The organism is Ramlibacter tataouinensis TTB310, from assembly GCF_000215705.1.
GTDB lineage: Bacteria > Pseudomonadota > Gammaproteobacteria > Burkholderiales > Burkholderiaceae_C > Ramlibacter > Ramlibacter tataouinensis.
Genome location: NC_015677.1, coordinates 1901741 through 1928199, shown reverse-complemented (window position 1 = coordinate 1928199; position 26459 = coordinate 1901741). Strand labels below are relative to the sequence as shown.

The window sequence follows — 26459 nt, the reverse complement described above, 5'->3', positions numbered from 1 at the left end:
CGGCGACCCGCGCTCCCAGACACACTTGCCAAGGATCCCCATGTCTCTGTTTTCCGCCGTCGAAATGGCACCGCGCGACCCCATCCTGGGTCTCAACGAGCAGTTCAACACCGACGTCAACCCGAACAAGGTGAACCTGGGCGTCGGCGTCTACTACGACGACGACGGCAAGCTGCCCCTGCTGCAATGCGTGCTGCGGGCCGAAAAACAGATGATGGAAACGCCCAAGCCCCGCGGCTACCTGCCGATCGACGGCATCGCCGCGTACGACCAGGCCGTGCGCAACCTCGTATTTGGGGCCGAGAGCCAACCGGTCAAGAGCGGCCGTGTCGCCACCGTGCAGGCCCTGGGTGGCACCGGCGGCCTGAAGATAGGCGCCGACCTACTCAAGCGCGTCAATCCGGGCGCCAAGGTGCTGATCAGCGACCCCAGCTGGGAGAACCACCGGGCCCTGTTCACCCAGGCCGGCTTCCCGGTCGAAACCTACCCCTACTACAACGCGGCCAGGCGCGGCCTGGACTTCGACGGCATGCTCACGGCGCTGCAGATGGCGCCCGCCGGCACCGTGGTCGTGCTGCACGCCTGCTGCCACAACCCCACCGGCTATGACATCACGGCCGAGCAATGGGATCAAGTCATCGCCGCCGTCAAGGCCAGGAAGCTGGTGCCCTTCCTGGACATGGCCTACCAGGGCTTCGGCCATGGCATCGCCGAGGACGGCGCGGTGGTCGCCAAGTTCGTGGCCTCCGGCCAGAATTTCTTCGTCTCCACCTCGTTCTCCAAGAGCTTCAGCCTGTACGGCGAGCGGGTGGGCGCCCTGTCCGTGTGCTGCCAGGACAAGGACGAGGCGGGGCGGGTGCTGTCCCAGCTGAAGATCATGATCCGCACCAATTACAGCAACCCGCCCATCCATGGCGGCATGGTGGTCGCCACGGTGCTGGGCACCCCGGAGCTGCGCGCCCTGTGGGAAAAGGAGCTGGGCGACATGCGGCTGCGCATCAAGCAGATGCGTCTGGCCCTGGTGGAAAAACTCAAGGCCGCCGGCGTCAAGCAGGACATGGGCTTCATCACCCAGCAGATCGGCATGTTCAGCTACTCGGGCCTGTCCAAGGACCAGATGGTCCGGCTGCGCAACGAGTTCGGCGTCTATGGCACGGACACCGGCCGCATGTGCGTGGCGGCGCTCAACAGCAGGAACATCGATTACGTCTGCCAATCGATCGCCAAGGTCATCTGAGAGGCTGAGCCAGCTTCCACGACAAGCCGCCCCCGGGGCGGCTTTTTCGCACCTCCCGGGTCCGAGGTGGCGTCCCACACACGCATGTGACTTCCTTCCGCAGGGCTGCGGATGCTACGAATGTCAAATTTGGTGAGCGCTGCTATATTGCACTGCACAACAAGGGACTTTGGACCATGCTTTACCAGATCTATGAGGCCCAGCGTTCGCTGATGGAACCCTTCGCGGACTTTGCCCAGGCGGCCGCCAAGCTCTACAGCAACCCGCTCTCCCCGTTCGGCCAGAACCCGCTGGCGCAGCGCGTCTCGGCCAGCTACGAGTTGATGTACCGGCTGTGGAAGGATTACGAGAAGCCCGAGTTCGGCATCAAGACCGTGCAGGCCGACGGCACCGACGTGGTGATCCACGAGACGGTGGAGGTCGACAAGCCGTTCTGCGAGCTGCGCCGCTTCAAGCGTTTCACCGACGACCCCGCGACGCTGGACAAGCTCAAGGCCCAGCCGGTGGTGCTGATCGTCGCGCCGCTGTCCGGCCACTACGCCACGCTGCTGCGCGACACGGTGCGCGCCATGCTGCAGGACCACAAGGTCTACATCACCGACTGGAAGAACGCCCGCACGGTGCCGCTGGCGCAGGGCGAGTTCCACCTGGACGACTACGTCAACTACGTGCAGGAGTTCATCCGGTACCTGCAGGGCGCCTATGGCAACTGCCACGTGGTCAGCGTCTGCCAGCCCACGGTGCCGGTGCTAGCGGCGGTGTCGCTGATGGCCTCGCGCGGCGAAACCACACCGCTGACCATGACCATGATGGGCGGCCCGATCGACGCGCGCAAATCGCCCACCGCGGTCAACAACCTGGCCATGAACAAGAGCTACGAGTGGTTCGAGAACAACGTGATCTACCGCGTGCCCGGCAGCTTCCCCGGTGAAGGCCGCCGCGTCTACCCCGGCTTCCTGCAGCACACCGGCTTCGTGGCCATGAACCCCGACCGCCACCTGTCCAGCCACTACGACTACTTCAAGAACCTGATCAGGGGCGACGACGCGTCGGCCGAAGCGCACCGCAAGTTCTACGACGAGTACAACGCCGTGCTCGACATGGATGCGGACTACTACCTGGAAACCATCCGGATCGTGTTCCAGGAGTTCCGCCTGGTGCACGGCAGCTGGGAGGTGCGCAACGAGCAGGGCGTGCTGGAGCCGGTGCGGCCGCAGGACATCACCGCCACCGCCCACCTGACGGTGGAGGGCGAGCTGGACGACATCTCCGGTGCCGGCCAGACCGAGGCGGCGCACGAGCTGTGCGTCGGTGTGCCCAAGGAGCGCCAGAAGCACATCGAGGTCAAGGGCGCGGGCCACTACGGCATCTTCAGCGGCCGCCGCTGGCGCGACGTGGTGTACCCGCAGGTGCGCGATTTCATCGCCAGGTTCAACGAGAGCCCGGCGGCCGCGCCCAGGAAGCGCGCCGCCGCTGCGGCGCCCAGCAAGGCCGCCGACCGAAAGGCGCGCGCCACGGCGTGAACGAGCTCGCGCGGCGCCTGCACGCGGCCCTGCCGCAGACGCAGTGCACGCGCTGCGGCTACCCCGACTGCGAGGGCTATGCACAGGCCATCGCCGCCGGCGAGGCCGACATCAATCAGTGCCCGCCGGGCGGGGCCGAGGGCGTTGCCCGCCTGGCCGCCCTCACCGGACGCCCGCTGCTGCCGCTCAACCCGGTGCACGGGACCGAAGGGCCGCGCACGGTGGCAGTGATCGACGAGGACTGGTGCATAGGCTGCACCCTGTGCCTGAAGGCCTGTCCCACCGACGCCATCCTCGGCGGCAACAAGCGCATGCACACCGTGGTCGAGCCGTACTGCACCGGCTGCGAGCTTTGCATCCCGGTGTGCCCGGTGGATTGCATCGGCCTGGAGAACGTCAGCGGCAGCCGCACCGGCTGGCAGGCCTGGTCACCGGCCCAGGCCGCCCAGGCCCTGGAGCGCTATGAATTTCATAGCTATCGAAGCAAGCGCGACGACGGCGATCAGCAAAAAAGGCTTGAAGAAAAAGCCGAAGCCAAGCTGGCCGACCTGCCGGCCACCACGCACGGTGCCGAAGGCGCCGAGGCCGAGCGCAAGCGCGCCATCATCCAGCAGGCCCTGGAACGCGCCCAGTCTCGACGTGCCGCGCCATGAGCGCCAGGTTCTGCACGGCCGCCCCGGCCGCCCCCTTGCCCAGGTTGTCCAGCACGGCGCACAGCACCACCTGACCGGTGCGGTCGTTGCCGGCCACCGTCAGCCGCATGCGGTTGGTGCCATTGAGTGCCTGCGGGTCCAGCTCGCCCGGCGCGCCCGCTGCCTGCAGCTCGATGAACTCGCTGCCGGCGTAGTGCGCAGCCAGGCAGTCGTGCAGTCGCGCGGCGGTGGAGCCGGGGGCCAACAGGCGCAGATGCAGCGCGATGGTCAGCACGATGCCCTGGCGATAGTTGCCATAAGCCGGGACGAACACGGGCCGCTCGGCCAGACTTGCATGGTGCTGGATCTCCGGCACGTGCTTGTGCTCAAGGCCCAGGCCGTACACCTGCAGGGCCGTCGCGGCCGCCTCCCCGCCTTCGAAGCGCTCGACGCCGGCACGGCCCTGTCCCGAGTAGCCCGAAACCGCATGGATCGCCAGCGGAAGGTCGGCAGGCAGCAGGCCGGCATCGCGCAGCGGCCGCAGCAGCGCGACGGCCGCCGTCGGGTAGCAGCCCGGATTGCTCACGCGGGTGGCGGCCGCGATGCACGCCGGCTGCCGGGTGTCCAGTTCGGGCAATCCGTACACCCAGCCTGGCGCGGTGCGGTGCGCCGAACTGGCGTCGAGCACGCGGACGGCGGGGTTGTCCACCCAAGCCACCGCCTCGCGCGCTGCCGCGTCCGGCAGGCAGAGCACGGCGATGTCGCAGCCGTTGAGCGCGTCGCGTCGGGCGTCCGGGTCCTTGCGCTGCTCGGGCGGCAAGGTGCGCACGCGGAAGGGCTGGCCGAGCAGCCGCCGCTGCAGGTCCAGTCCGGTGGTGCCCTGGTCGCCGTCGATGAAGAGGATGGGGTCCATGCAACGCATGCTAGGCATGCCATCGGCTGCAGCCAAGCTGAATTTCTCAAAGCCGGGATTCACAAACGATAAAGTGCGCGCATGCGTGAACTCAGCCTTGACCACCTGCGCACCCTCGTCGCGATCGCCGACCTGGGCTCCCTGGCTGCCGCCGCGCAGGCGCTGCAACTGGCGCCGCCCACCGTGACCGTCCACATCGCCGACCTGGAGACCCGGCTGGGGGCGCAGCTGCTGTGGCGCGGGCGCGGTCCGGCCGTGTCGACCGCGGTGGGCGAGCGGTTCATTGCGCGCGCCCGGCGGCTGCTGGCCGAGGCCGACGACGCGCAGGACGAGGTGCGCCGCCAGCTGGCCGGCCTGACCGGGCGCGTGCGCATCGGTGCTTCCACCGGCGTCATCGCGCACCAGCTGCCGCCGGTGCTGGAGCGGCTGGGCCGGGAGCAGCCTGGGCTGGACGTGCACGTACAGGTCCTGACCTCCGGCGACAGCATGGCGCGGCTGGCCGCGGGCACGCTGGACCTGGCGGTGGTGGCCCTGCCCCAGGCGTCGGTGCGCGGCGTGGTCGTCACGCCGCTGCGGCGGGACCCGGTGCTGGCCTTCCTGCCCGCAGCCTGGAAGCCACCGCGCCGCGTCACCCCGCGCTGGCTGGCCGAGCGCCCGCTGATACTGAACGATGCCTCCACGCGCCTGTTCCGGCTGACGGCGGAATGGTTTGCGGCCGCCGGGCTGCACTGCCGGCCGCGCATCGAGCTGAACTACAACGACGCCATCCGCACCCTGGTGGCCGCGGGCTACGGCGCCGCCCTGCTGCCACAGGAGGCCGAGCAGCCACTGCAGGAGGAGCGCATCACCACGCGGCCGCTCTCGCCCGCCCTGTGGCGGGCGCTGGGCGTGGCCATGCGTGAGCAGGGGCAGGACGGGCCCGCGGCCCACGTGCGGCAGGCGCTGCTGGACAGCAGCGCGACTCGCTGAGCCGGCCGGTCAGGCGGCGGTGACGGGCTCGGCGCCCAGCACCTCGCGCTCGTAGGCGTGCAGCGACGGCAGGCCGCCGGTGTGCAGGAACAGCACCTTCTCGCCGGCCTTGAAGCGGCCCTGGCGCGCCAAGCCGATCAGCCCGGCCATGATCTTGCCGGTGTACACCGGGTCCAGCGGGATGCCTTCGGTGCGTGCCAGCAGCTGCACGGCTTCAACCATGCGCTGGTTGGGCACCGAGTACTTGGGCTGCCAGTAGCCGCCCACGCTGACCACCGCCTCGCGCGGCACCTGGATGGACAGGCCCAGCAGGTCCATGATGGCCTGGGCTTCCTTGTGCACCAGCGGCTCCTGGTCGGCCGGGTCGCGGCTGACGCCGATGCCGGTGATAGGGATGCGGATGTGGTTGCCCAGGAAACCCGCCACCATCCCGCCGTGCGTGCCCGAGCTGCCCGAGCCGAGGACGACGTGGTCCAGGGCCAGGCCCTGCTCGAACAGCTGCTGCTGCAGCTCCTGGGCGCAGGCCACGTAGCCCAGGCCGCCCAGGGCGTTGGAGCCGCCGCCGGGGACGATGTAGCCCTTGCGGCCTTCCTTGGCCAGCGCGTCGGCCACCTTCTGCATCTCGGCCGCCATGTTGCTGCCGCCGGGCACCACGGTGATCGCTTCCACGCCCATCAGCCGGAACATGAAGTTGTTGCCGCTGGCGTCCTTGCTGTAGCTGCCGGGCACGCGCTCCTCGATGACGAAGCGGCACTTGAGGCTTTCCTTCACCGCGGCGGCCAGGGTGATGCGGCAGTGGTTGGACTGCGGCGCGCCGCAGGTGATCAGCGTATCGGCCCCCTGCGCCAGGGCATCGGCGACCAGGAACTCCAGCTTGCGCGTCTTGTTGCCGCCGGGAAACAGGCCCAGCATGTCGTCGCGCTTGATCCAGACCTCGGGCCCCTGCCCGCCCGGGCAGGTGGCCGCCAGGGCGCGGCTGAAGTTGGGGAGGAACTCCAGGGGAGTGGCGAAGGGCGTGTACCGCCGGCGGGGGAATCTAGACAGGTCCATGGCCCGATTGTGCCGCGAGCGCGGCGAAGGCCCTCACCACCTCGGGCGGGGCCTGCACCAGCTCGATCAGCACGCCCTCGCCGCCTATGGGCGACTCCTCGCTTCCCTTGGGATGGATGAAGGTGATGTCGAAGCCGGCCGCGCCGCGGCGGATGCCGCCCGGCGCGAACCGCACTCCCTGCCGGCCCAGCCATTCCACCGCCCGGGGCAGGTCGTCCACCCACAGGCCCACGTGGTTGAGGGGTGTGGCGTGGACCGCCGGCTTCTTGTCCGGGTCCACCGGCTGCATCAGGTCGACCTCGACCTTGAAGGCACCCGCGCCCAGGGCGCAGATGTCCTCGTCCACGTTCTCGCGCTCGCTGGTGTAGGTGCCGGTCACCTCCAGGCCGAACAGGTCGACCCAGAGCCTTCTCAGGCGCTGCTTGTCCGGCCCGCCGATGGCGATCTGCTGGACGCCCAGCACCTTGAACGGCTTGCCCGTCGCGCTCATTCGAACTCCAGGATGGGCTGGTCCACGGCCAGGGACTCGCCCTTGCCGGCCAGCAGCTTGCCCACCACGCCGTCCGCCGCGGCGAACAGCACGTTCTCCATCTTCATGGCCTCGATGACGGCAAGCCGCTCGCCGGCCTGCACCTTCTGCCCCGGCTGCACCGCCACATGGACCAGCAGGCCCGGCATGGGCGACAGCAGGAAGCGGCTCATGTCCGGCGGCGCCTTGTAAGGCATCAGCGCGTGCAGTTCGGCGGCGCGCGGCGTCATCACCAGCGCCTCCAGCCGCATGCCGTCGTGGCTGATGGCGATGGCCAGCGGGTTGCACGACAGGCCGCGCTCCACCTGGGCGGTGAAGGGCCGGCCGCCGACAGTGCCGCGGATGCGGGCCCCGCCCAGGTGCCAGTGGCTGCAGATCTCGTAGCCTTTCGCGCCGACCACGACCCGGCTGGAGCCCGACTTGGCTTCGAAACCGGTGACCTTCACCGGCTGGCGCCGGTGCCGGCCGCCCTCGCCCAGCTGCACCACCACGAAGTCCTCGCCGACCCGCAGCTCGTGGCCGCGCATCTGGCCGGCGATGCCGGCCGAGCGCTGCAGCGCCCGCCGGTGCACGTAGGCCGCCAGGGCCACCAGGAAATCCGGGTCGTCGTGCGCCACGTCCTCGGCGCGGAAGCCCTTGCCGTAGTGCTCCGCGATGAAGCCGGTGTTGAAGTCGCCCGCGACGAACTTTGGATGGGCCAGCAGCGCCGCCTGGAAGGGCACGTTGCTGCTGATGCCGCGGATGACGAAGCCGTTGAGCGCCTCGCGCATCCGGGCGATGGCGTCCTTGCGGTCCACGCCGTGCACGATGAGCTTGGCGATCATCGAGTCGTAGTACATCGGGATCTCGCCGCCCTCCGTCACGCCGGTGTCGACGCGCACGCCTTGCAGGTGCCCGGTGTCGGCGGCCCACATGCTCTCCTTGGGCGGCTGGAAACGCACCAGCCGGCCGGTGGACGGTAGGAAGTTGCGGAAGGGGTCCTCGGCGTTGATGCGGCACTCGATGGCCCAGCCGTTGCGCGGCACCTGGGCCTGCGTGAGCGGCAGCTTCTCGCCGGCCGCCACGCGGATCATCAGCTCCACCAGGTCCAGGCCCGTGATGCACTCGGTCACCGGATGCTCCACCTGCAGCCGGGTGTTCATCTCCAGGAAGTAGAACGACTGGTCCTTGCCGACCACGAACTCCACCGTGCCGGCGGACTGGTACTTCACGGCCCTGGCCAGCGCCACCGCCTGCTCGCCCATGGCCTTTCGCGTGGCGTCGCTGATGAAGGGCGACGGCGCCTCCTCGATCACCTTCTGGTGGCGCCGCTGGATGGAGCACTCGCGCTCGTTCAGGTAGATCACGTTGCCGTGCGCGTCGCCCAGCACCTGGATCTCGATGTGGCGCGGCTCCTCGACGAACTTCTCGATGAACACCCGGTCGTCGCCGAAGCTGTTGCGCGCCTCGTTGCGGCAGGAGGTGAACCCCTCGAAGGCCTCCTTGTCGTCGTGCGCCACCCGCAGGCCCTTGCCGCCGCCGCCGGCCGAGGCCTTGATCATCACCGGATAGCCGATGTCCCTGGCGATGGCCACGGCTGCTTCGGCCGATTCGATGGCGTCGTTCCAGCCGGGGATGGTGTTGACCCGGGCTTCGTTGGCCAGCTTCTTGGACGCGATCTTGTCGCCCATGGCCGCGATGGAGTAGTGCTTGGGGCCGATGAAGACGATGCCCTCCTCCTCCACCTTCCGGGCGAAGTCCTCGTTCTCCGACAGGAAGCCGTAGCCGGGATGCACCGCCTGCGCGCCGGTCTGCCTGCAGGCGGCGATGATCCTGTCGCCCTGCAGGTAGCTCTCGCGCGAGGGCGCGGCGCCGATGTGCACCGCCTCGTCGGCCATCCGCACGTGGCGCGCGTCGCGGTCGGCGTCGGAGTAGACGGCCACCGTCCTGATGCCCAGCTTCCTGGCCGTCTTGATCACCCGGCAGGCGATCTCGCCGCGGTTGGCGATGAGGATCTTGTCGAACATCGGTTGTTCTCCTTGTGTTCGGCTACGCGAACTCGCGCAGGATGAAGCCGCTGGCCACGGCGAAATACTCGCGCAGCCAGGCGTTGTAGCGGACATAGAGCGGCGTGGGCGCCCCCAGCGGCGTCACCTGCGTGTAGCCGGCGCGCCGCGCGATCCACCCAGCGCGCAGGGTATGGAAGTCACTGGTCACCAGGCGGATGGGGGCCGACGCGGCCACGCCGCGCTGCATCAGCAGAGGCTGGCTGAACCGCAGGTTCTCCTGCGTGCTCGTGCTCCTCTCCTCCTGCAGGATGCGCTGCGGGGCCAGCCCGCGCGCGCGCAGGTAGTCGCCCATGATCTGCCCCTCGCTGACGGTCTCGTTGAAGTCGATGCCGCCGCTGACGACCACCAGCGCATCCGGATGCAGCCGCGCCTGCTTCAGTGCCAGCTCGAGCCGGGCTGCGAGCACGGGCGAAGCCTTGCCGCCCGGCGTGCCCGAGCCCAGCACCAGGATGGCGGCAGGCGGCGGCGCCTGGCCGGCTGCCGCACCGCCGGCCTGGGCCAGCACCGCCCAGAACGCCGCCAGGCTGGCCAGCCAGGCCAGCAGCGCCAGGCGCAGCCAGCGCCAGGCACGCGCCCGGCCCGGCCGGGCCGCCAGCCAGCGGTGGGCCGCCTGCCAGCGCAGGCCGAGGAACAGCAGAGCGATGCCCAGGACCAGCGGCAGCAGCACGCCGACGCTGAACAGCCGCTGGGCCATGAGGAACACTGCATCCGCCACGAGCAGCGCGCCGGAGGCGGCGCACAGGACCGGCCGCAAGGCAGGCAGAGCAGGCAGTCGCAAAGCCAGGGACATGGCCGTCAGAGCGGGATGTTCCCGTGCTTGCGCCACGGGTTGTCCAGCTTCTTGTCGCGCAGCATCACCAGCGAGCGGCAGATTCGCTTGCGGGTCTCGTGCGGCAGGATCACGTCGTCGATGAAGCCGCGGGCCCCCGCCACGAAGGGGTTGGCGAAGCGGGCCTTGTACTCGGCTTCGCGGGCGGCCAGCTTGGCGGGATCGCCCTTGTCCTCGCGGAAGATGATCTCCACCGCGCCCTTGGCGCCCATCACCGCGATCTCGGCGTTGGGCCAGGCGAAGTTGACGTCGCCGCGCAGGTGCTTGGAGCTCATCACGTCGTAGGCGCCGCCATAGGCCTTGCGGGTGATGACCGTGACCTTGGGCACGGTGCACTCGGCGTAGGCGTACAGCAGCTTGGCGCCGTGCTTGATGATGCCGCTCCACTCCTGGCTGGTGCCGGGCATGAAGCCGGGCACGTCGACGAAGGTGATGACCGGGATGTTGAACGCGTCGCAGAAGCGCACGAAGCGCGCCGCCTTGATGCTGCTCTTGATGTCCAGGCAGCCGGCCAGCACCAGCGGCTGGTTGGCCACGATGCCCACGCTCGTGCCTTCCATGCGTGCGAAGCCGATGACGATGTTCCTGGCGTATTCGGGCTGCAGTTCGAAGAAGTCGCCGTCGTCCACCGTCTTGACGATCAGCTCCTTCATGTCGTACGGCTTGTTCGGGTTGTCGGGCACCAGCGTGTCCAGCGAGTGGTCCATGCGGTCCACCGGGTCGTTGCTGGGGCGGATCGGCGGCTTCTCGCGGTTGTTCAGCGGCAGGTAGTTGTACAGGCGCCGCAGCATGATCAGCGCCTCCACGTCGTTCTCGAAAGCCAGGTCGGCCACGCCGCTCTTGCTGGTGTGCGTGGACGCGCCGCCCAGCTCCTCGGCCGTCACCTCCTCGTGGGTCACCGTCTTCACCACCTCGGGGCCGGTGACGAACATGTAGCTGGAGTCCTTCACCATGAAGATGAAGTCGGTCATGGCCGGCGAGTACACCGCGCCGCCGGCGCAGGGGCCCATGATCATGCTGATCTGCGGGATCACGCCCGAGGCCAGCACGTTCTTCTGGAACACGTCGGCATAGCCGCCCAGCGAGGCCACGCCTTCCTGGATGCGCGCGCCGCCCGAGTCGTTCAGGCCGATGACCGGTGCGCCCACCTTCATGGCCTGGTCCATCACCTTGCAGATCTTCTCGGCATGCGCCTCCGACAGCGCGCCGCCGAAGACGGTGAAGTCCTGGCTGAACACGAACACCAGGCGGCCGTTGATCATGCCGTAGCCGGTGACCACGCCGTCGCCCGGGATCTTGTTCTTCTCCATGCCGAAGTCGTGGCAGCGGTGCTCCACGAACATGTCCCATTCCTCGAAGGTGCCCTCGTCCAGCAGCAGCTCCAGGCGCTCGCGCGCCGTGAGCTTGCCCTTGCCGTGCTGGGCCTCGATGCGCTTGGGACCGCCGCCCAGGCGCGCGGCGGCGCGCTTCTTCTCCAGTTGTTCCAGGATGTCTTGCATGGAGGTCTTTCGTTGTTGCTCTGTGTGCGTGCCGCTCAGGCCGCCTGTGTGCGGGCGGCGAGCAGGTGTCGCGCGGCGGTGGAGGCCGGCAGGCGCCCCGCCTCGACATCGACCGTCAGCTGCGGCAGCAGCGCCTGCACGGCCGGATGCTGGCGGAAGTCCTGCTTCAGGCCGGCCTCGATGCGCTCCCACATCCAGGCCAGGGCCTGCTGGCGGCGGCGCGCCTGCAGGCGGCCCTCGGCGGCCTGGATCCCGCGGAACCTGTCCACCGCGGCCCAGAAGGCGTCGACGCCGGTGTTCCTCAAGGCGCTGAGCTGCAGCACCTGCGGCATCCATTGCCCGCGGTCGCGCCCGTGCTGCGTGAACAGCCGCAGCGCGCTGGTGATCTGGGCCTGCGCCCGCACGGCGGCGTCCGGGTCCAGGTCGGCCTTGTTGATCGCCACCAGGTCGGCCAGCTCCATCACGCCCTTCTTGATGGCCTGCAGGTCGTCGCCGGCGTTGGGCAGCTGCATCAGCACGAACATGTCGGTCATGCCGGCCACCGCGGTCTCGCTCTGGCCCACGCCCACGGTCTCGACGATCACGATGTCGTAGCCCGCGGCCTCGCACACCAGCATGGCCTCGCGCGTCTTCTCGGCCACGCCGCCCAGGGTGCCGCTGGACGGGCTGGGGCGGATGTAGGCCTTCTCGTGCACCGACAGCCGCTCCATGCGCGTCTTGTCGCCCAGGATGGAGCCGCCCGAGACGCTGCTGGACGGGTCGATGGTCAGCACCGCCACGCGGTGCCCCAGCGCGATCAGGTACAGGCCCAGCGCCTCGATGAAGGTGCTCTTGCCCACCCCCGGCACGCCGGACAGCCCGAGGCGGAAGGCCTGGCCCGTGTGCGGCAGCAGCGCCGTCAGCAGCTCGTCGGCCTGCGCCCGGTGGTCGGTACGGGTGGACTCCAACAGCGTGATGGCCTTGGCGATGGCGCGGCGCTGCGGCACGGCCGTGCCGCAGCGCACCTGCTCGGCCAGGGCCAGCGGGCTGTTCAAGCCAGGGCCTTGCGGATCTGCTCCAGCACGTCCTTGGCGCTGGCGGGGATGGGCGTGCCCGGGCCGTAGATGCCCTTGACGCCGGCCTGGTACAGGAAGTCGTAGTCCTGCTGCGGGATCACGCCGCCGACGAAGACGATGATGTCGTCGGCGCCCTGGCGGCGCAGCTCCCCGATGATGGCGGGCACCAGCGTCTTGTGGCCGGCGGCCAGGGTGGAGACGCCCACCGCATGCACGTCGTTCTCGATCGCCTGGCGGGCGCATTCCTCGGGCGTCTGGAACAGCGGGCCCATGTCCACGTCGAAGCCCAGGTCGGCATACGCCGTGGCCACCACCTTGGCGCCGCGGTCATGGCCGTCCTGGCCCAGCTTGGCGATCATCACCCGCGGGCGGCGACCCTGCTCCTGCGCGAAGCGGGCGATCTCGCCCTTGAGTTTCTCCCAGCCTTCGGCCGAGTCGTAGGCGGCTGCGTACACACCGGTCACCTTCTGCGTGTCGGCGCGGTGGCGCCCGAAAACCTTTTCCAGTGCATCGGACACTTCGCCCACCGTGGCGCGGGCGCGGATCGCCTCGATGCTGGCGGCCAGCAGGTTGCCCTGGCCGGCTTCCGCGATCGAGGTAATGGCCGCGAGCGCCGCCTCGACGCGGGCCGCATCGCGCTTTTGCCTGATGGCCTTCAGCCGGGCGATCTGCTGCTCGCGCACCCTGACGTTGTCCACCTCCAGGATGTCGACCGGATCCTCCTTGGCCAGGCGGTACTTGTTGACGCCCACGATGACGTCCTTGCCCGAGTCGATGCGCGCCTGCTTCTCGGCGGCGGCCGCCTCGATCTTGAGCTTGGCCCAGCCGGAGTCCACCGCGCGGGTCATGCCGCCCAGGGCCTCGACCTCCTCGATGATCTTCCAGGCGGCGTCGGCCATGTCCTGCGTCAGCTTCTCCATCATGTAGCTGCCGGCCCAGGGATCGATCACGCTGGTGATGTGGGTCTCCTCCTGGATGATCAGCTGGGTGTTGCGCGCGATGCGCGAGGAGGTCTCGGAAGGCAGCGCGATCGCCTCGTCGAATGAATTCGTGTGCAGCGACTGCGTGCCGCCGAACACCGCGGCCATGGCCTCGATGGTGGTGCGCACCACGTTGTTGTAGGGGTCCTGCTCGGTCAGAGACCATCCCGAGGTCTGGCAGTGCGTGCGCAGCATCAGGCTCTTGGGGTTGCTGGCGCCGAAGCCCTTCATGATGCGGCACCACAGGAGGCGCGCCGCCCGCATCTTGGCGATCTCCAGGTAGAAGTTCATGCCGATCGCCCAGAAGAACGACAGGCGGCCGGCGAACTCGTCGACCTGGAGGCCCTTGGACACCGCCGTCTTCACGTACTCCTTGCCGTCGGCCAGGGTGAAGGCCAGCTCCAGCGCCTGGTTGGCCCCCGCCTCCTGCATGTGGTAGCCGGAGATCGAGATCGAGTTGAACTTCGGCATGTTCTTCGCCGTGTACTCGATGATGTCGCCGATGATGCGCATCGACGGCTGCGGCGGGTAGATGTAGGTGTTGCGGACCATGAACTCCTTGAGGATGTCGTTCTGGATGGTCCCGGACAGCTGGTCCTGCGCAACGCCCTGCTCCTCGGCCGCCACGATGTAGCCCGCCAGCACCGGCAGCACGGCGCCGTTCATGGTCATGGACACGGACACCTTGTCCAGCGGGATGCCGTCGAACAGGATCTTCATGTCCTCCACCGAGTCGATGGCCACGCCGGCCTTGCCCACGTCGCCGGTCACGCGCGGGTGGTCGCTGTCGTAGCCGCGGTGGGTGGCCAGGTCGAACGCCACCGACACGCCCTGCCCGCCCGCGGCCAGCGCCTTGCGGTAGAAGGCGTTGGATTCCTCGGCGGTGGAAAAGCCCGCGTACTGGCGGATGGTCCAGGGCCGCACGGCGTACATGGTGGCCTGCGGGCCGCGGATGTAGGGCTCGAAGCCCGGCAGCGTGTCGGTGTGCGGCAGGCCCCGCAGATCGGCCGCGGTGTACAGCGGCTTGACGGCGATGCCGTCGGGCGTGACCCAGTTCAGGGCTTCCAGCCGCCCGCCCGGCGTGGACTTGGCGGCCGCCTTGGCCCAGGCTTCCAGGGTAGCGGGTGGGAATTCGGGGGCTTGGCTCATGGGAGTTTTCCAGCGGGGATTCGAGTCTACCGCATTCATAATTATTGATAAAGAATGCAGCGGGTCCTAGAATCGCGGCCATGTCCGCCATCTCGCTTGCCCCGCGCGCCCTCTACGAAGAGGTGGCCGAACTGCTGCGCCAGCGCATCTTCCGGCGCGAGCTGGAGCCGGGCAGCTGGATCGACGAGGTCAAGCTGGCGCAGGAGTACGGCATCAGCCGCACTCCCCTGCGCGAGGCGCTCAAGGTCCTGGCCGCCGAAGGGCTGGTGACCATGAAGGTGCGCCGCGGTGCCTACGTCACCGAGGTGTCCGAGCAGGACCTGGCCGAGGTCTACCACCTGCTCTCCCTGCTGGAGAGCGACGCCGCCGGCGTGGTGGCCGAAAAAGCCAGCGATGGCGAGATCCGCGAGCTGCAGGCCATCCACAAGGAACTGGCAGGCGCCACGCGCAACCGCGAGAAGTTCTTCGCCCTGAACGAGCGCTTCCACATGCGGCTGCTGGAGATCGCCGGCAACCGCTGGCGCAACCAGATGGTGGCCGACCTGCGCAAGGTGATGAAGCTCAACCGCCACAACTCGCTGCTCAAATCCGGGCGCATCGAGGAGTCGCTGGCGGAGCATGCGCAGGTGATGGAGGCCCTGGCCCGGCGCGATGCGGCGGCCGCCATCGCGCGCATGCAGCGGCACTTCAGGAACGGGTTGGAGGCAGCGGGCTGAACTCAACCCGGTTTGGCTGCCTCGGCTTCCCACGGATTGATCACGTCCACACCGGTACCGCGGAAGTCGCGCACATTGCGCGCCGCGATCAGGAAGCCATTCGCCGCACCGATGGCGGCAACGGCTGCGTCGGCGAAACCGATGGGGTTGCCGGCAGCCTGGGCCGAAGCAGCCACGCGGGCAAAGGATCGCGCCGCTGGTTCATCGAAAGCCAGGATGCGCCCGTCGAACAGCGGCAGCACCTGCGTATCGAATGCCCGTTCCAACCCAGCCCGCCTAGGGCCTGCCGCCAGCGCTCCAACACCAGCCAGCAGCTCGGCCAGGTTGACCGCCGTGAGATACAGCGTTTGTGGATCCTGCGCGTCCAGCCACCTCAAAACGGCTGGCTCGGGCTGGGGCTTGAGCGGTTCCGAAACGACGTTCGTATCGAGAATGATCATTCGAAAGTCGCCGGCGCCACCGGCGTCTTGTCGCGCACCAGCGGCAACTCGACACCGCCCAGACGGCGACCCACGGCCAGCAACTGGCTGCCCAGGCCCACCCGGGGGCGCACCGACTCTTCCAGGATGGCCCGGATCTCGGCTTCGGTGCTTCGCCCATGTCGAGCGGCACGGCTCTTGAGTGCGCGATGGGTCGCTTCAGTGAGATTGCGAACAGTGACGGCAGGCATTGGGGGGCCCCTGGCTGAGGGAGCCCATGATATCAAAAACCCCTTCTGATATCAACCAACACTCTGACCGGGCTTCAATCCGGCTTCGCCCCCGACTCCTTCACCACCTTGGCCCACTTGGTGATCTCGGACTGCACCTGCGCCGCCAGCTGCTCGGGCGTGCCGGGGTTGGGGTCCAGGCCCAGGGTGGCCAGCTTGTCCTTCACGTCGGGCAGGGCCAGCACGCGCGCAGTCTCGGCGTTGATCTTCATCTGCACCTCGCGCGGCACCCCGGCCGGCGCGAACAGCGCGAACCAGGAAGTGGCCTCGAAGCCCGGCAGGCCGGACTCGGCGATGGTGGGGATGTTGGGCGCCGCCGCCGACCGGCTGGCGCTGGTGACCGCGACGGCGCGCAGCTCGCCGGACTTCACCAGCGGCAGGGCCGAGGGCATGTTGTCGAAGATCATGCTGATGCGCCCGCCCAGCAGGTCGGGGATGGCCTGCGCCCGGCCCTTGTAGGGGATGTGCTGCATCTTCACCCCGGCCATGGTGTTGAACAGCTCGCCCGACAGGTGGATGGAGGTGCCGCTGCCGCTGGAGCCGAAGGTCAGCGGCGTCTTTTTGGCCAGGTCGATCAGCTCCGGAACCGTCTTGGCCGGCACCGAGTTGTTGACCACCAGCAGGTTGGGCGTGGACGCCAGGAAGCTGATGGGCGTGAAATCCTTCTGCGGGTGGTAGGAAAGGTTCGGGTAGAGCGACGCGTTGATGGCGTGCGTGCCCACCGTGCCCACCACCAGCATGTGCCCGTCCGGCGCGCTCTTGGCGACGAAGTCGGCGCCGATGTTGCCGCCGGCGCCCGGCTTGTTGTCCACCGTGACCGGCTGGCCAAGCGCGGCCCACTTGTCGGCCAGCACGCGCGCCAGCGTGTCGGGCGCGCCGCCCGGCGGGAAGGTGACGACGATGCGGATGGGCTTGCTGGGCCAGGCTGCCGTTTGGGCCGCGGCCCCGAGGGATGCGAGGGCCAGCACGGCCGCGCACAGCAGCTGCCCCATGCGTGGTGCATTCATGCAGATGTCTCCGTTGTGGTCGGACCATTCTGCACAGGGCGGGCGCCGCCGGGGCGGCTGCGGCACTAGCGTTTTCCAGCACCCGCCGGGGGCGCGGCCGCCTTCAGAACGCCGCGATGCCCGTCTGCGCCCGCCCCAGGATCAGCGCGTGGATGTCGTGCGTGCCTTCATAGGTGTTCACCACTTCCAGGTTGACCAGGTGCCGGGCCACGCCGAACTCGTCGCTGATGCCGTTGCCGCCCATCATGTCGCGCGCCACGCGGGCGATGTCCAGCGCCTTGCCGCAGGAGTTGCGCTTCATGATGGAGGTGATCTCCACCGCGGCCGTGCCCTCGTCCTTCATGCGGCCCAGCCGCAGGCAGCCCTGCAGGCCCAGCGTGATCTCGGTCTGCATGTCCGCCAGCTTCTTCTGCACCAGCTGGTTGGCCGCCAGCGGCTTGCCGAACTGCTTGCGGTCCAGCACGTACTGGCGGGCGCGGTGCCAGCAGTCCTCGGCCGCGCCCAGCGCCCCCCAGGCGATGCCGTAGCGGGCGGAATTCAGGCAGGTGAACGGGCCCTTCAGGCCGCGCACCTCGGGGAAGGCGTTCTCCTCGGGGCAGAACACCTCGTCCATGACGATCTCGCCGGTGACCGAGGCGCGCAGGCCGACCTTGCCCTTGATCTTGGGCGCCGACAGGCCTTTCCAGCCTTTTTCCAGCACGAAGCCGCGGATGGCGCCCTCGTCGTCCTTGGCCCAGACCACGAACACGTCGGCGAACGGCGAGTTGGAGATCCACATCTTGCTGCCGGTGAGCCGATAGCCGCCATCGACCTTGCGGGCGCGGGTGATCATGCTGGCCGGGTCGGAGCCGTGGTTGGGCTCGGTCAGGCCGAAGCAGCCGATGTACTCGCCGGTGGCCAGCCTGGGCAGGTACTTCCGCTTGGTCGCCTCGTTGCCGAATTCGAAGATGGGCACCATCACCAGCGAGGACTGCACGCTCATCATGGAGCGGTAGCCCGAGTCCACGCGCTCGACCTCGCGGGCGATCAGGCCGTAGGACACGTAGTCCAGGCCGGCGCCGCCATAGGTCTCGGGGATGGTGGGACCCAGCAGGCCCATCTCGCCCATCTCCCGGAAGATCGCCGGGTCGGTGGTTTCCGTGCGGAAAGCCTCCAGCACGCGGGGCGCCAGCTTCTCCTGGCAGTAGGCGTGGGCCGCGTCGCGCACGGCACGCTCGTCGTCGGTCAGCTGCTGCTCCAGCAGCAGCGGGTCGTCCCAGTGGAACGCGGCTTTGGAAGCCATCAGAATCTCCTTAGTCAGGCAGCACGGCCGTCACTTCGATCTCGACCTTGGCGTGGTCCTCGATCAGGGCGCTGACCTGCACCGCCGTCATGGCGATGTCATAGTGCCCGATCAGCTCGCGGAAGGCCTGGCCGATGCGGCGCCCGGCCTCCAGGTACTCGCGCTTGCTGGTCACGTACCAGGTCATGCGGACGATATTTTCGGGCCTGCCGCCGGCTTCGCGCAGCACCTCGGCGACATTCTTGAGCGCCTGCCGGGCCTGGTCGGCGAAATCGTCGCTGGGAAAGCGCTCCTGGGCGTCCCAGCCGATCATGCCGGCGATGTAGAGCTGCCGGCCGCGGGCCAGCACGCCGTTGGCGTAGCCCTTGGGCCGGGGCCAGCCCTCGGGAAGGATGACTTGGTTCACGGGGAGGTCTCCTGGGGGTCCTTGAGCAGTTCGCGGGCGATGATGAGCTGCTGCACCTCGCTCGCGCCTTCGTAGATGCGCAGCGCGCGGATCTCGCGGTACAGGCTCTCCACCACCTGCCCGCTGACCACGCCCAGCCCGCCGAAGATCTGCACCGCGGCGTCGATCACCTGCTGCGCGCCCTCGGTGGCGGTGAGCTTGGCCATGGCGGCTTCGCGCGTGACGTTGCGGCCCTGGTCGCGTTGCCAGGCGGCGCGGTAGACCAGCAGGGCCGAGCTGTCGATGGTGGTGGCCATCCCGGCCAGCTTGGCCTGGGTCAGCTGGAAGTCGGCCAGGGCCTGGTTGAACATCCTGCGGGTGGTGGCGCGCCGCAGCGCCTCGTCCAGGGCGCGGCGGGCAAAGCCCAGCGCGGCGGCGGCCACCGAGGTGCGGAACACGTCCAGGGTGCGCATCGCGATCTTGAAGCCCTCGCCGGCTGCGCCTATGCGCTGGCTGAGCGGGATGCGGCAGTTCGTGAAGCGCAGCCGGGCGAGCGGGTGCGGCGCGATGACGTGGATGCGCTCGGCGATCTCGAAGCCCGGTGTCCCTGCATCCACGATGAAGGCCGAGATGCCGCGGGCGCCCGGCGCTTCGTTCGTGCGGCAGAACACCACGTAGAAGTCGGCGATGCCGCCGTTGGAGATCCAGGTCTTCTCGCCGTCCAGCACCGCATGGTCGCCCTCGACGCGGGCGCTGCACTGCATCGCCGCCACGTCGGAGCCGGCCTCGGGCTCGGACAGCGCGAAGGCCGCGATCGCCTCGCCCCGGGCCACCCGGGCAAGGTACCTTTCTGTCTGCGCCGGCGTGCCGTGCAGGCTGATGGCACCGGATCCCAGCCCCTGCATGGCGAAGGCGAAATCGGCCAGGCCGCTGTGGCGGGCCAGGGTCTCGCGGATCAGGCAGATGGCGCGGGTGTCGATGGCCGCGCCCGTGCCGGGCCCGCCCGCCACGGCGTGGTGCAGCCAGCCGCCCTGCCCCAGGCGCCGCACCAGCTCGCGGCACTCGGCGTCCACGTCGGGGCCGTGGCCATGGGGGATGTTCTGCGCCGCCCAGGCGTCCAGTTCGCGGGCTAGCTGGCGGTGCCGGTCCTCCAGGAACGGCCAGTCCAGGTAACGGGTGTCAGCCACGTCAGTTGCCCTCGAATCTGGGCTTCTGCTTGGCGACGAAGGCGTGGTAGGCCCGCGAGAAGTCCTCGGTCATCATGCAGATCGCCTGGGCCTGCGCCTCGGCCTCGATGGCCTGCTCCAGGGTCATGGCCCATTCCTGGTGCAGCATGGTCTTGGTGATGCCGTTGGCGAAGGTCGGCCCCTCGGCCAGGCTGCGCGCCAGGCTCGTGGCTTCGGCCAGCACCTGCTCGGGCGCGCACAGGCGGTTGAAGAAGCCCCAGCGCTCGCCCTCCTCGCCGCCCAGCGCGCGGCCGGTGTAGAGCAGTTCGCTGGCGCGGCCCTGGCCGATGAGGCGCGGCAGGATGGCGCAGGCGCCCATGTCGCAGCCGGCCAGGCCGACGCGGTTGAACAAGAAGGCGGTCTTGCTGCGCGCCGTGCCCAGGCGCATGTCGGACGCCATGGCCACGATGGCGCCGGCGCCCGCGCACACGCCGTCGACCGCGGCCACGATGGGCTGCGGGCAGGCGCGCATGGCCTTGACCAGGTCGCCGGTCATGCGGGTGAACATCAGCAGCTCGGGCGCCTTCAGCCGCACCAGCGGGCCGATGATCTCGTGCACGTCGCCGCCGGAGCAGAAGTTGTCACCGGCGCCGGCCACCACCACGGCCTTGACGTCCTGCGCGTACCGGAGCCGGCCGAACAGGTCGCGCAGCTCGGCGTACGAGTCGAAGGTCAGCGGGTTCTTGCGCTCGGGCCGGTTCAGCGTGATGGTCGCCACGCCGCCGGCGGCTTCCCACTTGAAATGCCGGGCCTGGTAGTCGGCCAGGAACTGGTGGTTGCCGGCGGCCAGGGCCGGATCGAGTCGGGGAGCCTGGTTCATAGTTGCCTTTCTTCCTGGGGCGCGGCAGCCGCCAGGGCTTTCTCGCGCTCGAGGTTGCGCTCCAGCTGCGTCTTGCCCGAGAGGTACTGGCGCGGCCAGCCCACCTCGGTGTAGCCGATGCGCGCCGCCTCCAGCAGCGTCCAGGCCGGGTTGGCCAGGTGCGGGCGGGCCACCGCGCACAGGTCGGCCCGGCCGGCGGCGATGATGCTGTTGACGTGGTCGGCCTCGGCGATGGCGCCCACCGCCATGGTGGCGATGCCCACCTCGTTGCGGATGCGGTCCGAGAACGGCGTCTGGTACATGCGGCCGTACACCGGCTTTTGCTGCTTGCTGACCTGGCCGGAGGACACGTCGATCAGGTCGCAGCCGGCCGCCTTGAAATGCCGCGCCATGGCCACCGCGTCGTCGGGCGTGATGCCGCCGGGCACCCAGTCGTGCGCCGAGATGCGCACCGACATCGGCAGGTGCTCGGGCCAGGCGCCGCGCATCGCGCGGAACACCTCCAGCGGGTAGCGCAGCCGGTTCTCCAGGGAGCCGCCGTACTCGTCGGTGCGCTGGTTGGTCAGCGGCGAGATGAAGCTGGACAGCAGGTAGCCGTGGGCGCAGTGCAGTTCCAGCCAGTCGAAGCCGGCCTGGGCCGCCAGCACGGTGCTGCGCACGAAGTCGCCTAGCACGCGCTCCATGTCCTCGCGCGTCATGGCGCGTGCCCAGTCGCTCACGCCGTCCACGTACTGCTGTGGCGAGGCGGCGATCAGCGGCCAGTTGCCCTCGGCCAGCGGCTGGTCCTCGCCGCCCTCCCAGGGCACCCGCGTGGAGCCCTTGGGCCCGGCATGGCCCAGCTGCATCCCGATCTTGGCGTCGCCCTGGGCGTGGACGAAATCAACGATGCGCTTCCAGGCCGACTGCTGCTCCCCGTTCCACAGGCCCGGGCAGCCGGGGGTGATGCGCGCATCGGGCGAGGTGCAGGTCATCTCGGCCACCACCAGGCCGGCCCCGCCCAGGGCCCGCGCGCCCAGGTGCACCAGGTGGAAGTCGCCGGGCAGGCCGTCGACGCAGGAGTACTGCGCCATGGGCGAGACCACCACCCGGTTCTTGAGCGTGGTGCCGCGCAGCCGGAACGGCGTGAACATGGGCGGGATGGGCTGGCGCGCCGGCTGCCGCTCGACTCCCGAGCGCTGGGCGATCCAGTCCTCGTAGCCCTCCACGTAGCGCCTGTCGCGCACCCGCAGGTTCTCGTGGCTGATGCGCTGGCTGCGGGTGAGCAGCGAGTAGGCGAACTGCTCGGGCGGCAGGCTCTCGTAGCGCGCCACGTGCTCGAACCATTCGGTGGAGTTGCGCGCCGCGTTCTGGATCTTCAGCACCTCGACGCTGCGCACGGCCTCGTAGGTCTTGAGCGCCTGGTTCAGGTCGGGGGCGCTGCCCATGCAGCGGGCCAGCTCGATCGCGTCCTCCAGCGCCAGCTTGGTGCCCGAGCCGATGGAGAAATGGGCGGTGTGGGCGGCGTCGCCCATCAGCACCACCGGCGCTGTGCCGTTGTGGTGCACCCAGGTCTTGCACACCACCCGGGGGAAACGGATCCACTGCGCCGAGCCGCGCAGATGGGACGCGTTGGACATCAGCCTGTGCCCGTCCAGGTACCTGGCGAACAGGCGCTCGCAGAAGGCGATGGCCTCCTCCTTCTCCATCCGGTCGAGGCCGTGCTTGAGCCAGACCTCCTCCGGCGTCTCGACGATGAAGGTGGAGGTGTCGCCGTCGAACTGGTAGGCATGGGCCTGGAACCAGCCGTGCTCGGTCTTCTCGAAGGCGAAGGTGAAGGCGTCGAACTTCTTGTGCGTGCCCAGCCAGACGAAGCGGCAGTCGCGCAGGTCGATGTCGGGCTGGTAGGTGGCCGCGTACTTGGTGCGGATGCGGCTGTTCAGGCCGTCGCTGGCGATGACGAGGTCGGCGTCGCGGTACTGCTGGTCGTCCTGGACGTCGGTCTCGAACCGCAGCTCCACCCCCAGCTGCTCGCAGCGCCGCTGCAGGATGTTGAGCAGGCGCTTGCGGCCGATGCCGCAGAAGCCGTGGCCGCCCGAGGTGACGCGCCGGCCGCGGATGTTGACCTCGATGTCGTCCCAGTGGTTGAAGGCGCCCAGGATCTCGGCGGCCGTTTCGGGGTCGGCCTCCTGCAGGTGGCCCAGCGTCTGGTCGGAGAACACCACGCCCCAGCCGAAGGTGTCGTACGGCCGGTTGCGCTCGACCACGGTGATGCGGTGGGCGGGATCCTGCTTCTTCATCAGCAGGGCGAAGTACAGGCCGGCCGGGCCGCCGCCGATGCAGACGATGCGCATGCTTGCCTCTTTGCTACAAACCTAGATATTTTAAGTTTAAAGCAATTGCTGCTTGGTGGCTAGGCAGCCAATGGCTCCCGGCGGTGCGCCATGGCCATCACCTCGCGGGCCGGCCGGCCCTTGAGCCGGTGGTCGCTCCAGACCTGGCGCCAGCGCCGCGCACCGGGCAGCCCGTTGTACAAGCCCATCATGTGGCGGGCGACGGCATGCCACGGGGTGCCGTGGGCCTGCGCCTGGCGCTCCATGTAGCCCACCATCTGCTCCTCGACGGTCTCGCGCGACAGTTCGCGGGCCGGGGCGCCCAGGAACGCCGCGTCCCAGGACGCCAGCCACCAGGGCTGGTGGTAGGCCTGCCGCCCGACCATCACGCCGTCGAGCACCTGCAGCTGCCCGGCCACCTGGTCGTCGGCGGTGACGCCGCCGTTGATGGCGATCACCAGCCCGGGGAAGTCGCGCTTGAGCCGATGCACCAGCTCGTAGCGCAGCGGCGGCACCTCGCGGTTCTCCTTGGGCGACAGGCCCTGCAGCCAGGCATTGCGCGCATGGACGATGAAGACGCGGCAGCCGGCTTCGGCCACGGTGCCGACGAAGTCGCGCACGAAGTCATAGCTTTCGGTCTTGTCGATGCCGATGCGGTGCTTGACCGTCACCGGCAGGTCGACCGCGTCGACCATGGCCTTGACGCAGTCGGCCACCAGCCGCGGCTCGGCCATGAGGCAGGCGCCGAAGGCACCGCGCTGCACCCGCTCGCTGGGGCAGCCGCAGTTGAGGTTGATCTCGTCGTAGCCCCATTGCCGGCCCAACCGCGCGCACTGGGCCAGGTCCGCCGGCTCGCTGCCGCCCAGCTGGAGCGCGACGGGATGCTCCGCGGCATCGAAGTCCAGGTGGCGCGGCACGTCGCCGTGCAGCAGCGCGCCCGTGGTCACCATCTCGGTGTACAGCAGCGCGCGCCGGCTCAGCAGCCGGTGGAAGTAGCGGCAGTGGCGGTCGGTCCAGTCCATCATCGGCGCGACGCTCAGGCGCCAGGGGTGGGGCGGCGGGGAGGGAACTTGCACGGCGCCACTGTACGCGGTCGAAGTCCTACACGCGCCGGCCGAGGGTGCTGACAGCCGCGCAGGTCTTTTTGCGCGCTAATCGCTCATTGACTGAACAGCCCGCAAGGAGCCGACATGAAGCCATTCACCCTTGACTCGAGCATGACCACGATGTCGGGCGTCTTCTATCCGACCGGGCACGTGGTGGTGATGCTGCCGGGCCGGGACACCGTGGACAAGGCGGTGCATGCCCTGCAGGAGGCCGGGATGTCGGGCGACGACATCTCGCTCCTGAGCCCCGAAATCATCCACGGCCAGATCGCCCGCACGGTCGGCAATGCCGACATGCCCCTGCCCTCGGCCGGCACCGAGGCCGACACCGTGCGGCGCTTCGCCGAGCTGGCCAGCCAGGGGCACTGGGGCCTGATGGTCCACGCTCCCGGCGGGCGCGAGAGCGACAAGGTGATGGACGCGCTCAGGGGCATGCCGGTGGCCTATGCCCAGAGGTACGGGAAACTGGTGATCGAAGACCTGGCCTGACGCGCAGCGTGCTGCGCGTTACCCCATGTGCAGGCCGCCGTTGACGGAGAAGTCGGCGCCCGTCGAGTAGCCGCCCTCCTCCGAAGCCAGCCAGGCGATGATGGACGCGATCTCCTCCGGCATGCCCAGCCGCTTGACCGGGATGGTGGCCACGATCTTGTCCAGCACGTCCTGGCGGATGGCCTTGACCATGTCGGTGCCGATATAGCCCGGGCTCACGGTGTTGACCGTGACGCCCTTGCTGGCCAGCTCCTGGGCCAGGGCCATGGTGAAGCCGTGCATGCCGGCCTTGGCCGCCGAGTAGTTGGTCTGGCCGGCCTGGCCTTTCTCGCCGTTGACCGAGCTGATGTTGATGATGCGCCCCCAGCCGCGCTCGACCATGTCGCTCACCACCTGCTTGGTGACGTTGAACATGGAGTTGAGGTTGGTCTCGATCACCGCGTCCCAGTCCTCGCGCGTCATCTTGAGGAACATGCGGTCGCGCGTGATGCCGGCGTTGTTGACCAGCACGTCGATGGCGCCGTGCTCGGCCTTGGCTTTGGTGAAGGCCTCCACCGTGGAGCCCCAGTCGCCCACATTGCCGACCGAGGCGTGGAAGGTGTAGCCCTTGTCCTTCTGCTCGCCCAGCCACTTGACGTAGTCGCGGGTGGGGCCGCAGCCGGCGATGACCTTGAAGCCTTCCTTGTGCAGGCGCTGGCAGATGGCGGTGCCTATGCCGCCCATCCCGCCGGTGACGTAGGCAGTTTTCTGGCTCATGTTCTTCTCTCCTTGAGGGTTGCTGTCGGTTCTTTTTACTCGCTCAGGCGCGTTCCACCGCGAGGGAAACCCCCATGCCGCCGCCGATGCACAGCGCCGCCAGGCCCTTGCGCGCCTCGCGCCGCTGCATCTCGTGCAGCAGCGTCACCAGGATGCGGCAGCCCGAGGCGCCGATCGGATGGCCGATGGCGATGGCACCGCCGTTGACGTTGACCTTGGCCGGGTCGATGCCCAGCTCCTTGTTGACCGCGCATGCCTGGGCGGCGAAAGCCTCGTTGAGCTCGAACAGCTGCACGTCCTGCACGTTCCAGCCGGCGCGCTGCAGCGCCTTGCGCGAGGCCGGCACCGGGCCCATGCCCATGGTCGCGGGATCCAGCCCCGAGGTGCCGAAGGCGGCGATGCGCGCCAGCGGCTTGAGGCCCAGCTGCGCGGCCTTCTTCGCGCTCATCACCACCACGGCGGCGGCGCCGTCGTTGATGCCCGAGGCATTGCCGGCGGTCACGGTGCCGGCCTTGTCGAACGCCGGGCGCAGGCCGCCCAGCGCCTCGGCGCTGGTCTTCTTGTTGATGAACTCGTCGGCATCGAAGCGCAGCGGCTCGCCCTTCTTCTGCGGGATGGCGACCGGCACGATCTCGTCCTTGAACCTGCCGGCTTCCTGGGCAGCGGCGGCCTTCTGCTGGCTGGCCAGCGCCAGCGCGTCCTGGGCAGCACGGTCGATGCTGTGCTGCCTGGCCACGTTCTCCGCGGTGATGCCCATGTGGTACTGGTTGTAGACGTCCCACAGGCCGTCCACGATCATGGAATCGACCATCTTCCAGTCGCCCATGCGCTGGCCGTCGCGCGAGCCCATCAGCACGTGCGGGGCGGCGCTCATGTTCTCCTGGCCGCCGGCCACCACGATCTCGCTGTCGCCCCAGGCGACGGCCTGCGCCGCCAGCATCACGGCCTTCAGGCCCGAGCCGCACACCGCGTTGATCGTCAGGCCGGGAACCTCCTTGGGCAGGCCGGCCTTCAGCAGCGCCTGGCGCGCCGGGTTCTGGCCGGCGCCGGCGGCCAGAACCTGGCCCATGATCACCTCGCCCACCTGGGCGGGATCCACCCTGGCGCGGGCCAGCGCTTCCTTGATGACGACGGAGCCGAGCTCCGTGGCCGGGATCTTGGCGAGCGAGCCGCCGAACTTGCCGACCGCGGTGCGGGCGGCCGAGACGATGACGATGTCTTCCATGGTGAGCTCCTGGGGG

General features: G+C 69.1%; 25 protein-coding genes. 6 read left to right on the top strand and 19 right to left on the bottom strand.

From position 1 onward, the window contains the following. Positions 1 to 40 precede the first annotated feature (40 nt). From RTA_RS09400 to rsxB, 3 genes are all read left to right on the top strand, one after another. Positions 41 to 1237 carry an amino acid aminotransferase gene (locus RTA_RS09400; protein WP_013901156.1) on the top strand — a complete coding sequence of 399 codons (1197 nt, stop codon included), beginning with the start codon at positions 41 to 43 and terminating at the stop codon, positions 1235 to 1237. A gap of 176 nt (positions 1238 to 1413) precedes the next feature. Beyond that, positions 1414 to 2760 carry a polyhydroxyalkanoate depolymerase gene (locus RTA_RS09395; protein WP_013901155.1) on the top strand — a complete coding sequence of 449 codons (1347 nt, stop codon included), beginning with the start codon at positions 1414 to 1416 and terminating at the stop codon, positions 2758 to 2760. Then, positions 2757 to 3413 carry an electron transport complex subunit RsxB gene (gene rsxB / locus RTA_RS09390; RefSeq protein ID WP_013901154.1) on the top strand — a complete coding sequence of 219 codons (657 nt, stop codon included), beginning with the start codon at positions 2757 to 2759 and terminating at the stop codon, positions 3411 to 3413. The genes RTA_RS09395 and rsxB overlap by 4 nt, the downstream gene beginning before the upstream one ends. Here the strand turns inward: rsxB and argC are convergent. Then, positions 3364 to 4305 (bottom strand): N-acetyl-gamma-glutamyl-phosphate reductase, encoded by a 942-nt coding sequence (gene argC, locus RTA_RS09385; RefSeq protein ID WP_049871262.1) that lies wholly within the window; start codon positions 4303 to 4305, stop codon positions 3364 to 3366. The two genes, rsxB and argC, sit on opposite strands and share 50 nt — an antisense overlap. Positions 4306 to 4386: 81 nt before the next feature. Between argC and RTA_RS09380 the strand changes: the two genes are divergently transcribed. Beyond that, positions 4387 to 5274: a LysR family transcriptional regulator gene (locus tag RTA_RS09380; RefSeq protein ID WP_013901152.1), complete on the top strand. Its 888-nt coding sequence runs from the start codon at positions 4387 to 4389 to the stop codon at positions 5272 to 5274. Positions 5275 to 5283: 9 nt separating this feature from the next. Here the strand turns inward: RTA_RS09380 and cuyA are convergent, their stop codons facing one another. From cuyA to scpA, 7 genes are read right to left on the bottom strand one after another with little or no spacing between them, the layout of a single operon-like run. Next, positions 5284 to 6324, bottom strand: a complete 1041-nt coding sequence (gene cuyA / locus RTA_RS09375) for a D-cysteate sulfo-lyase (RefSeq protein WP_013901151.1) — start codon at positions 6322 to 6324, stop codon at positions 5284 to 5286. Beyond that, positions 6311 to 6814 carry a VOC family protein gene (locus RTA_RS09370; protein ID WP_013901150.1) on the bottom strand — a complete coding sequence of 168 codons (504 nt, stop codon included), beginning with the start codon at positions 6812 to 6814 and terminating at the stop codon, positions 6311 to 6313. Before RTA_RS09370 ends, cuyA begins: the two co-directional genes overlap by 14 nt. Further along, positions 6811 to 8859 (bottom strand): acetyl-CoA carboxylase biotin carboxylase subunit, encoded by a 2049-nt coding sequence (locus RTA_RS09365; protein ID WP_013901149.1) that lies wholly within the window; start codon positions 8857 to 8859, stop codon positions 6811 to 6813. The genes RTA_RS09370 and RTA_RS09365 overlap by 4 nt, the downstream gene beginning before the upstream one ends. Positions 8860 to 8881: 22 nt before the next feature. Beyond that, positions 8882 to 9655 (bottom strand): YdcF family protein, encoded by a 774-nt coding sequence (locus RTA_RS09360; protein WP_226986136.1) that lies wholly within the window; start codon positions 9653 to 9655, stop codon positions 8882 to 8884. Between the two features lie 41 nt (positions 9656 to 9696). After that, positions 9697 to 11229 carry an acyl-CoA carboxylase subunit beta gene (locus RTA_RS09355; protein ID WP_013901147.1) on the bottom strand — a complete coding sequence of 511 codons (1533 nt, stop codon included), beginning with the start codon at positions 11227 to 11229 and terminating at the stop codon, positions 9697 to 9699. Between the two features lie 35 nt (positions 11230 to 11264). Further along, positions 11265 to 12263, bottom strand: coding sequence for a methylmalonyl Co-A mutase-associated GTPase MeaB (gene meaB / locus RTA_RS09350; RefSeq protein ID WP_013901146.1), 999 nt, complete (start codon positions 12261 to 12263; stop codon positions 11265 to 11267). Next, the gene (gene scpA, locus RTA_RS09345) at positions 12260 to 14413 is read right to left on the bottom strand and encodes a methylmalonyl-CoA mutase (protein WP_013901145.1); all 2154 of its coding nucleotides are present in this window, start codon (positions 14411 to 14413) and stop codon (positions 12260 to 12262) included. Before scpA ends, meaB begins: the two co-directional genes overlap by 4 nt. Positions 14414 to 14493: 80 nt before the next feature. On the opposite strand from scpA, the gene RTA_RS09340 reads away from it, so the two are divergent. Beyond that, a complete protein-coding gene (locus RTA_RS09340; RefSeq protein ID WP_013901144.1) occupies positions 14494 to 15129 on the top strand; it encodes a GntR family transcriptional regulator in 636 nt (211 codons plus the stop codon). A 2-nt stretch (positions 15130 to 15131) separates the two neighbouring features. Here RTA_RS09340 and RTA_RS09335 read toward each other — a convergent pair whose 3' ends face one another. The 9 genes from RTA_RS09335 to dusA all read right to left on the bottom strand — a co-directional run bounded on the left by RTA_RS09335 (position 15132) and on the right by dusA (position 23943). Next, complete coding sequence (locus RTA_RS09335; RefSeq protein ID WP_013901143.1) at positions 15132 to 15569, bottom strand: type II toxin-antitoxin system VapC family toxin; 438 nt, start codon at positions 15567 to 15569, stop codon at positions 15132 to 15134. Continuing rightward, entirely contained in the window at positions 15566 to 15799 is a 234-nt protein-coding gene (locus tag RTA_RS09330) for a FitA-like ribbon-helix-helix domain-containing protein (RefSeq protein ID WP_013901142.1), read from the bottom strand. Before RTA_RS09330 ends, RTA_RS09335 begins: the two co-directional genes overlap by 4 nt. 74 nt (positions 15800 to 15873) lie before the next feature. Beyond that, entirely contained in the window at positions 15874 to 16845 is a 972-nt protein-coding gene (locus tag RTA_RS09325) for a tripartite tricarboxylate transporter substrate binding protein (protein WP_013901141.1), read from the bottom strand. Positions 16846 to 16948: 103 nt separating this feature from the next. Beyond that, the gene (locus RTA_RS09320; RefSeq protein ID WP_013901140.1) at positions 16949 to 18127 is read right to left on the bottom strand and encodes an acyl-CoA dehydrogenase; all 1179 of its coding nucleotides are present in this window, start codon (positions 18125 to 18127) and stop codon (positions 16949 to 16951) included. Positions 18128 to 18137: 10 nt separating this feature from the next. Beyond that, on the bottom strand, positions 18138 to 18533 hold the full coding sequence (locus RTA_RS09315; RefSeq protein WP_013901139.1) for a RidA family protein: 396 nt from the start codon (positions 18531 to 18533) through the stop codon (positions 18138 to 18140). Continuing rightward, positions 18530 to 19699: an acyl-CoA dehydrogenase family protein gene (locus RTA_RS09310; RefSeq protein WP_013901138.1), complete on the bottom strand. Its 1170-nt coding sequence runs from the start codon at positions 19697 to 19699 to the stop codon at positions 18530 to 18532. The genes RTA_RS09315 and RTA_RS09310 overlap by 4 nt, the downstream gene beginning before the upstream one ends. 1 nt (position 19700) lies before the next feature. Continuing rightward, positions 19701 to 20558: an enoyl-CoA hydratase family protein gene (locus RTA_RS09305; protein ID WP_013901137.1), complete on the bottom strand. Its 858-nt coding sequence runs from the start codon at positions 20556 to 20558 to the stop codon at positions 19701 to 19703. After that, positions 20555 to 22888 carry a bifunctional salicylyl-CoA 5-hydroxylase/oxidoreductase gene (locus tag RTA_RS09300; protein WP_013901136.1) on the bottom strand — a complete coding sequence of 778 codons (2334 nt, stop codon included), beginning with the start codon at positions 22886 to 22888 and terminating at the stop codon, positions 20555 to 20557. Before RTA_RS09300 ends, RTA_RS09305 begins: the two co-directional genes overlap by 4 nt. A gap of 59 nt (positions 22889 to 22947) precedes the next feature. Then, positions 22948 to 23943, bottom strand: coding sequence for a tRNA dihydrouridine(20/20a) synthase DusA (dusA, locus tag RTA_RS09295; protein ID WP_013901135.1), 996 nt, complete (start codon positions 23941 to 23943; stop codon positions 22948 to 22950). Positions 23944 to 24057: 114 nt separating this feature from the next. Here dusA and RTA_RS09290 point away from each other — a divergent pair, with 114 nt between their 5' ends. After that, positions 24058 to 24462: a hypothetical protein gene (locus RTA_RS09290; protein ID WP_013901134.1), complete on the top strand. Its 405-nt coding sequence runs from the start codon at positions 24058 to 24060 to the stop codon at positions 24460 to 24462. A gap of 18 nt (positions 24463 to 24480) precedes the next feature. Here the strand turns inward: RTA_RS09290 and phbB are convergent, their stop codons facing one another. After that, complete coding sequence (gene phbB / locus RTA_RS09285; protein ID WP_013901133.1) at positions 24481 to 25218, bottom strand: acetoacetyl-CoA reductase; 738 nt, start codon at positions 25216 to 25218, stop codon at positions 24481 to 24483. Positions 25219 to 25261: 43 nt separating this feature from the next. Further along, positions 25262 to 26443 carry an acetyl-CoA C-acetyltransferase gene (locus tag RTA_RS09280; protein WP_013901132.1) on the bottom strand — a complete coding sequence of 394 codons (1182 nt, stop codon included), beginning with the start codon at positions 26441 to 26443 and terminating at the stop codon, positions 25262 to 25264. Between the last annotated feature and the right edge of the window lie 16 nt (positions 26444 to 26459).

Excerpts from the sequence above, each read along its gene's own strand:
- RTA_RS09400 (WP_013901156.1), top strand. The coding sequence starts at position 41 with ATGTCTCTGTTTTCCGCCGTCGAAATGGCACCGCGCGACCCCATCCTG.
- RTA_RS09395 (WP_013901155.1), top strand. The coding sequence starts at position 1,414 with ATGCTTTACCAGATCTATGAGGCCCAGCGTTCGCTGATGGAACCCTTC.
- argC (WP_049871262.1), bottom strand. The coding sequence starts at position 4,305 with ATGGACCCCATCCTCTTCATCGACGGCGACCAGGGCACCACCGGACTG.
- RTA_RS09380 (WP_013901152.1), top strand. The coding sequence starts at position 4,387 with ATGCGTGAACTCAGCCTTGACCACCTGCGCACCCTCGTCGCGATCGCC.
- cuyA (WP_013901151.1), bottom strand. The coding sequence starts at position 6,324 with ATGGACCTGTCTAGATTCCCCCGCCGGCGGTACACGCCCTTCGCCACT.
- RTA_RS09370 (WP_013901150.1), bottom strand. The coding sequence starts at position 6,814 with ATGAGCGCGACGGGCAAGCCGTTCAAGGTGCTGGGCGTCCAGCAGATC.
- RTA_RS09365 (WP_013901149.1), bottom strand. The coding sequence starts at position 8,859 with ATGTTCGACAAGATCCTCATCGCCAACCGCGGCGAGATCGCCTGCCGG.
- RTA_RS09355 (WP_013901147.1), bottom strand. The coding sequence starts at position 11,229 with ATGCAAGACATCCTGGAACAACTGGAGAAGAAGCGCGCCGCCGCGCGC.
- scpA (WP_013901145.1), bottom strand. The coding sequence starts at position 14,413 with ATGAGCCAAGCCCCCGAATTCCCACCCGCTACCCTGGAAGCCTGGGCC.
- RTA_RS09340 (WP_013901144.1), top strand. The coding sequence starts at position 14,494 with ATGTCCGCCATCTCGCTTGCCCCGCGCGCCCTCTACGAAGAGGTGGCC.
- RTA_RS09335 (WP_013901143.1), bottom strand. The coding sequence starts at position 15,569 with ATGATCATTCTCGATACGAACGTCGTTTCGGAACCGCTCAAGCCCCAG.
- RTA_RS09330 (WP_013901142.1), bottom strand. The coding sequence starts at position 15,799 with ATGCCTGCCGTCACTGTTCGCAATCTCACTGAAGCGACCCATCGCGCA.
- RTA_RS09325 (WP_013901141.1), bottom strand. The coding sequence starts at position 16,845 with ATGAATGCACCACGCATGGGGCAGCTGCTGTGCGCGGCCGTGCTGGCC.
- RTA_RS09320 (WP_013901140.1), bottom strand. The coding sequence starts at position 18,127 with ATGGCTTCCAAAGCCGCGTTCCACTGGGACGACCCGCTGCTGCTGGAG.
- RTA_RS09305 (WP_013901137.1), bottom strand. The coding sequence starts at position 20,558 with ATGAACCAGGCTCCCCGACTCGATCCGGCCCTGGCCGCCGGCAACCAC.
- RTA_RS09300 (WP_013901136.1), bottom strand. The coding sequence starts at position 22,888 with ATGCGCATCGTCTGCATCGGCGGCGGCCCGGCCGGCCTGTACTTCGCC.
- RTA_RS09290 (WP_013901134.1), top strand. The coding sequence starts at position 24,058 with ATGAAGCCATTCACCCTTGACTCGAGCATGACCACGATGTCGGGCGTC.
- phbB (WP_013901133.1), bottom strand. The coding sequence starts at position 25,218 with ATGAGCCAGAAAACTGCCTACGTCACCGGCGGGATGGGCGGCATAGGC.
- RTA_RS09280 (WP_013901132.1), bottom strand. The coding sequence starts at position 26,443 with ATGGAAGACATCGTCATCGTCTCGGCCGCCCGCACCGCGGTCGGCAAG.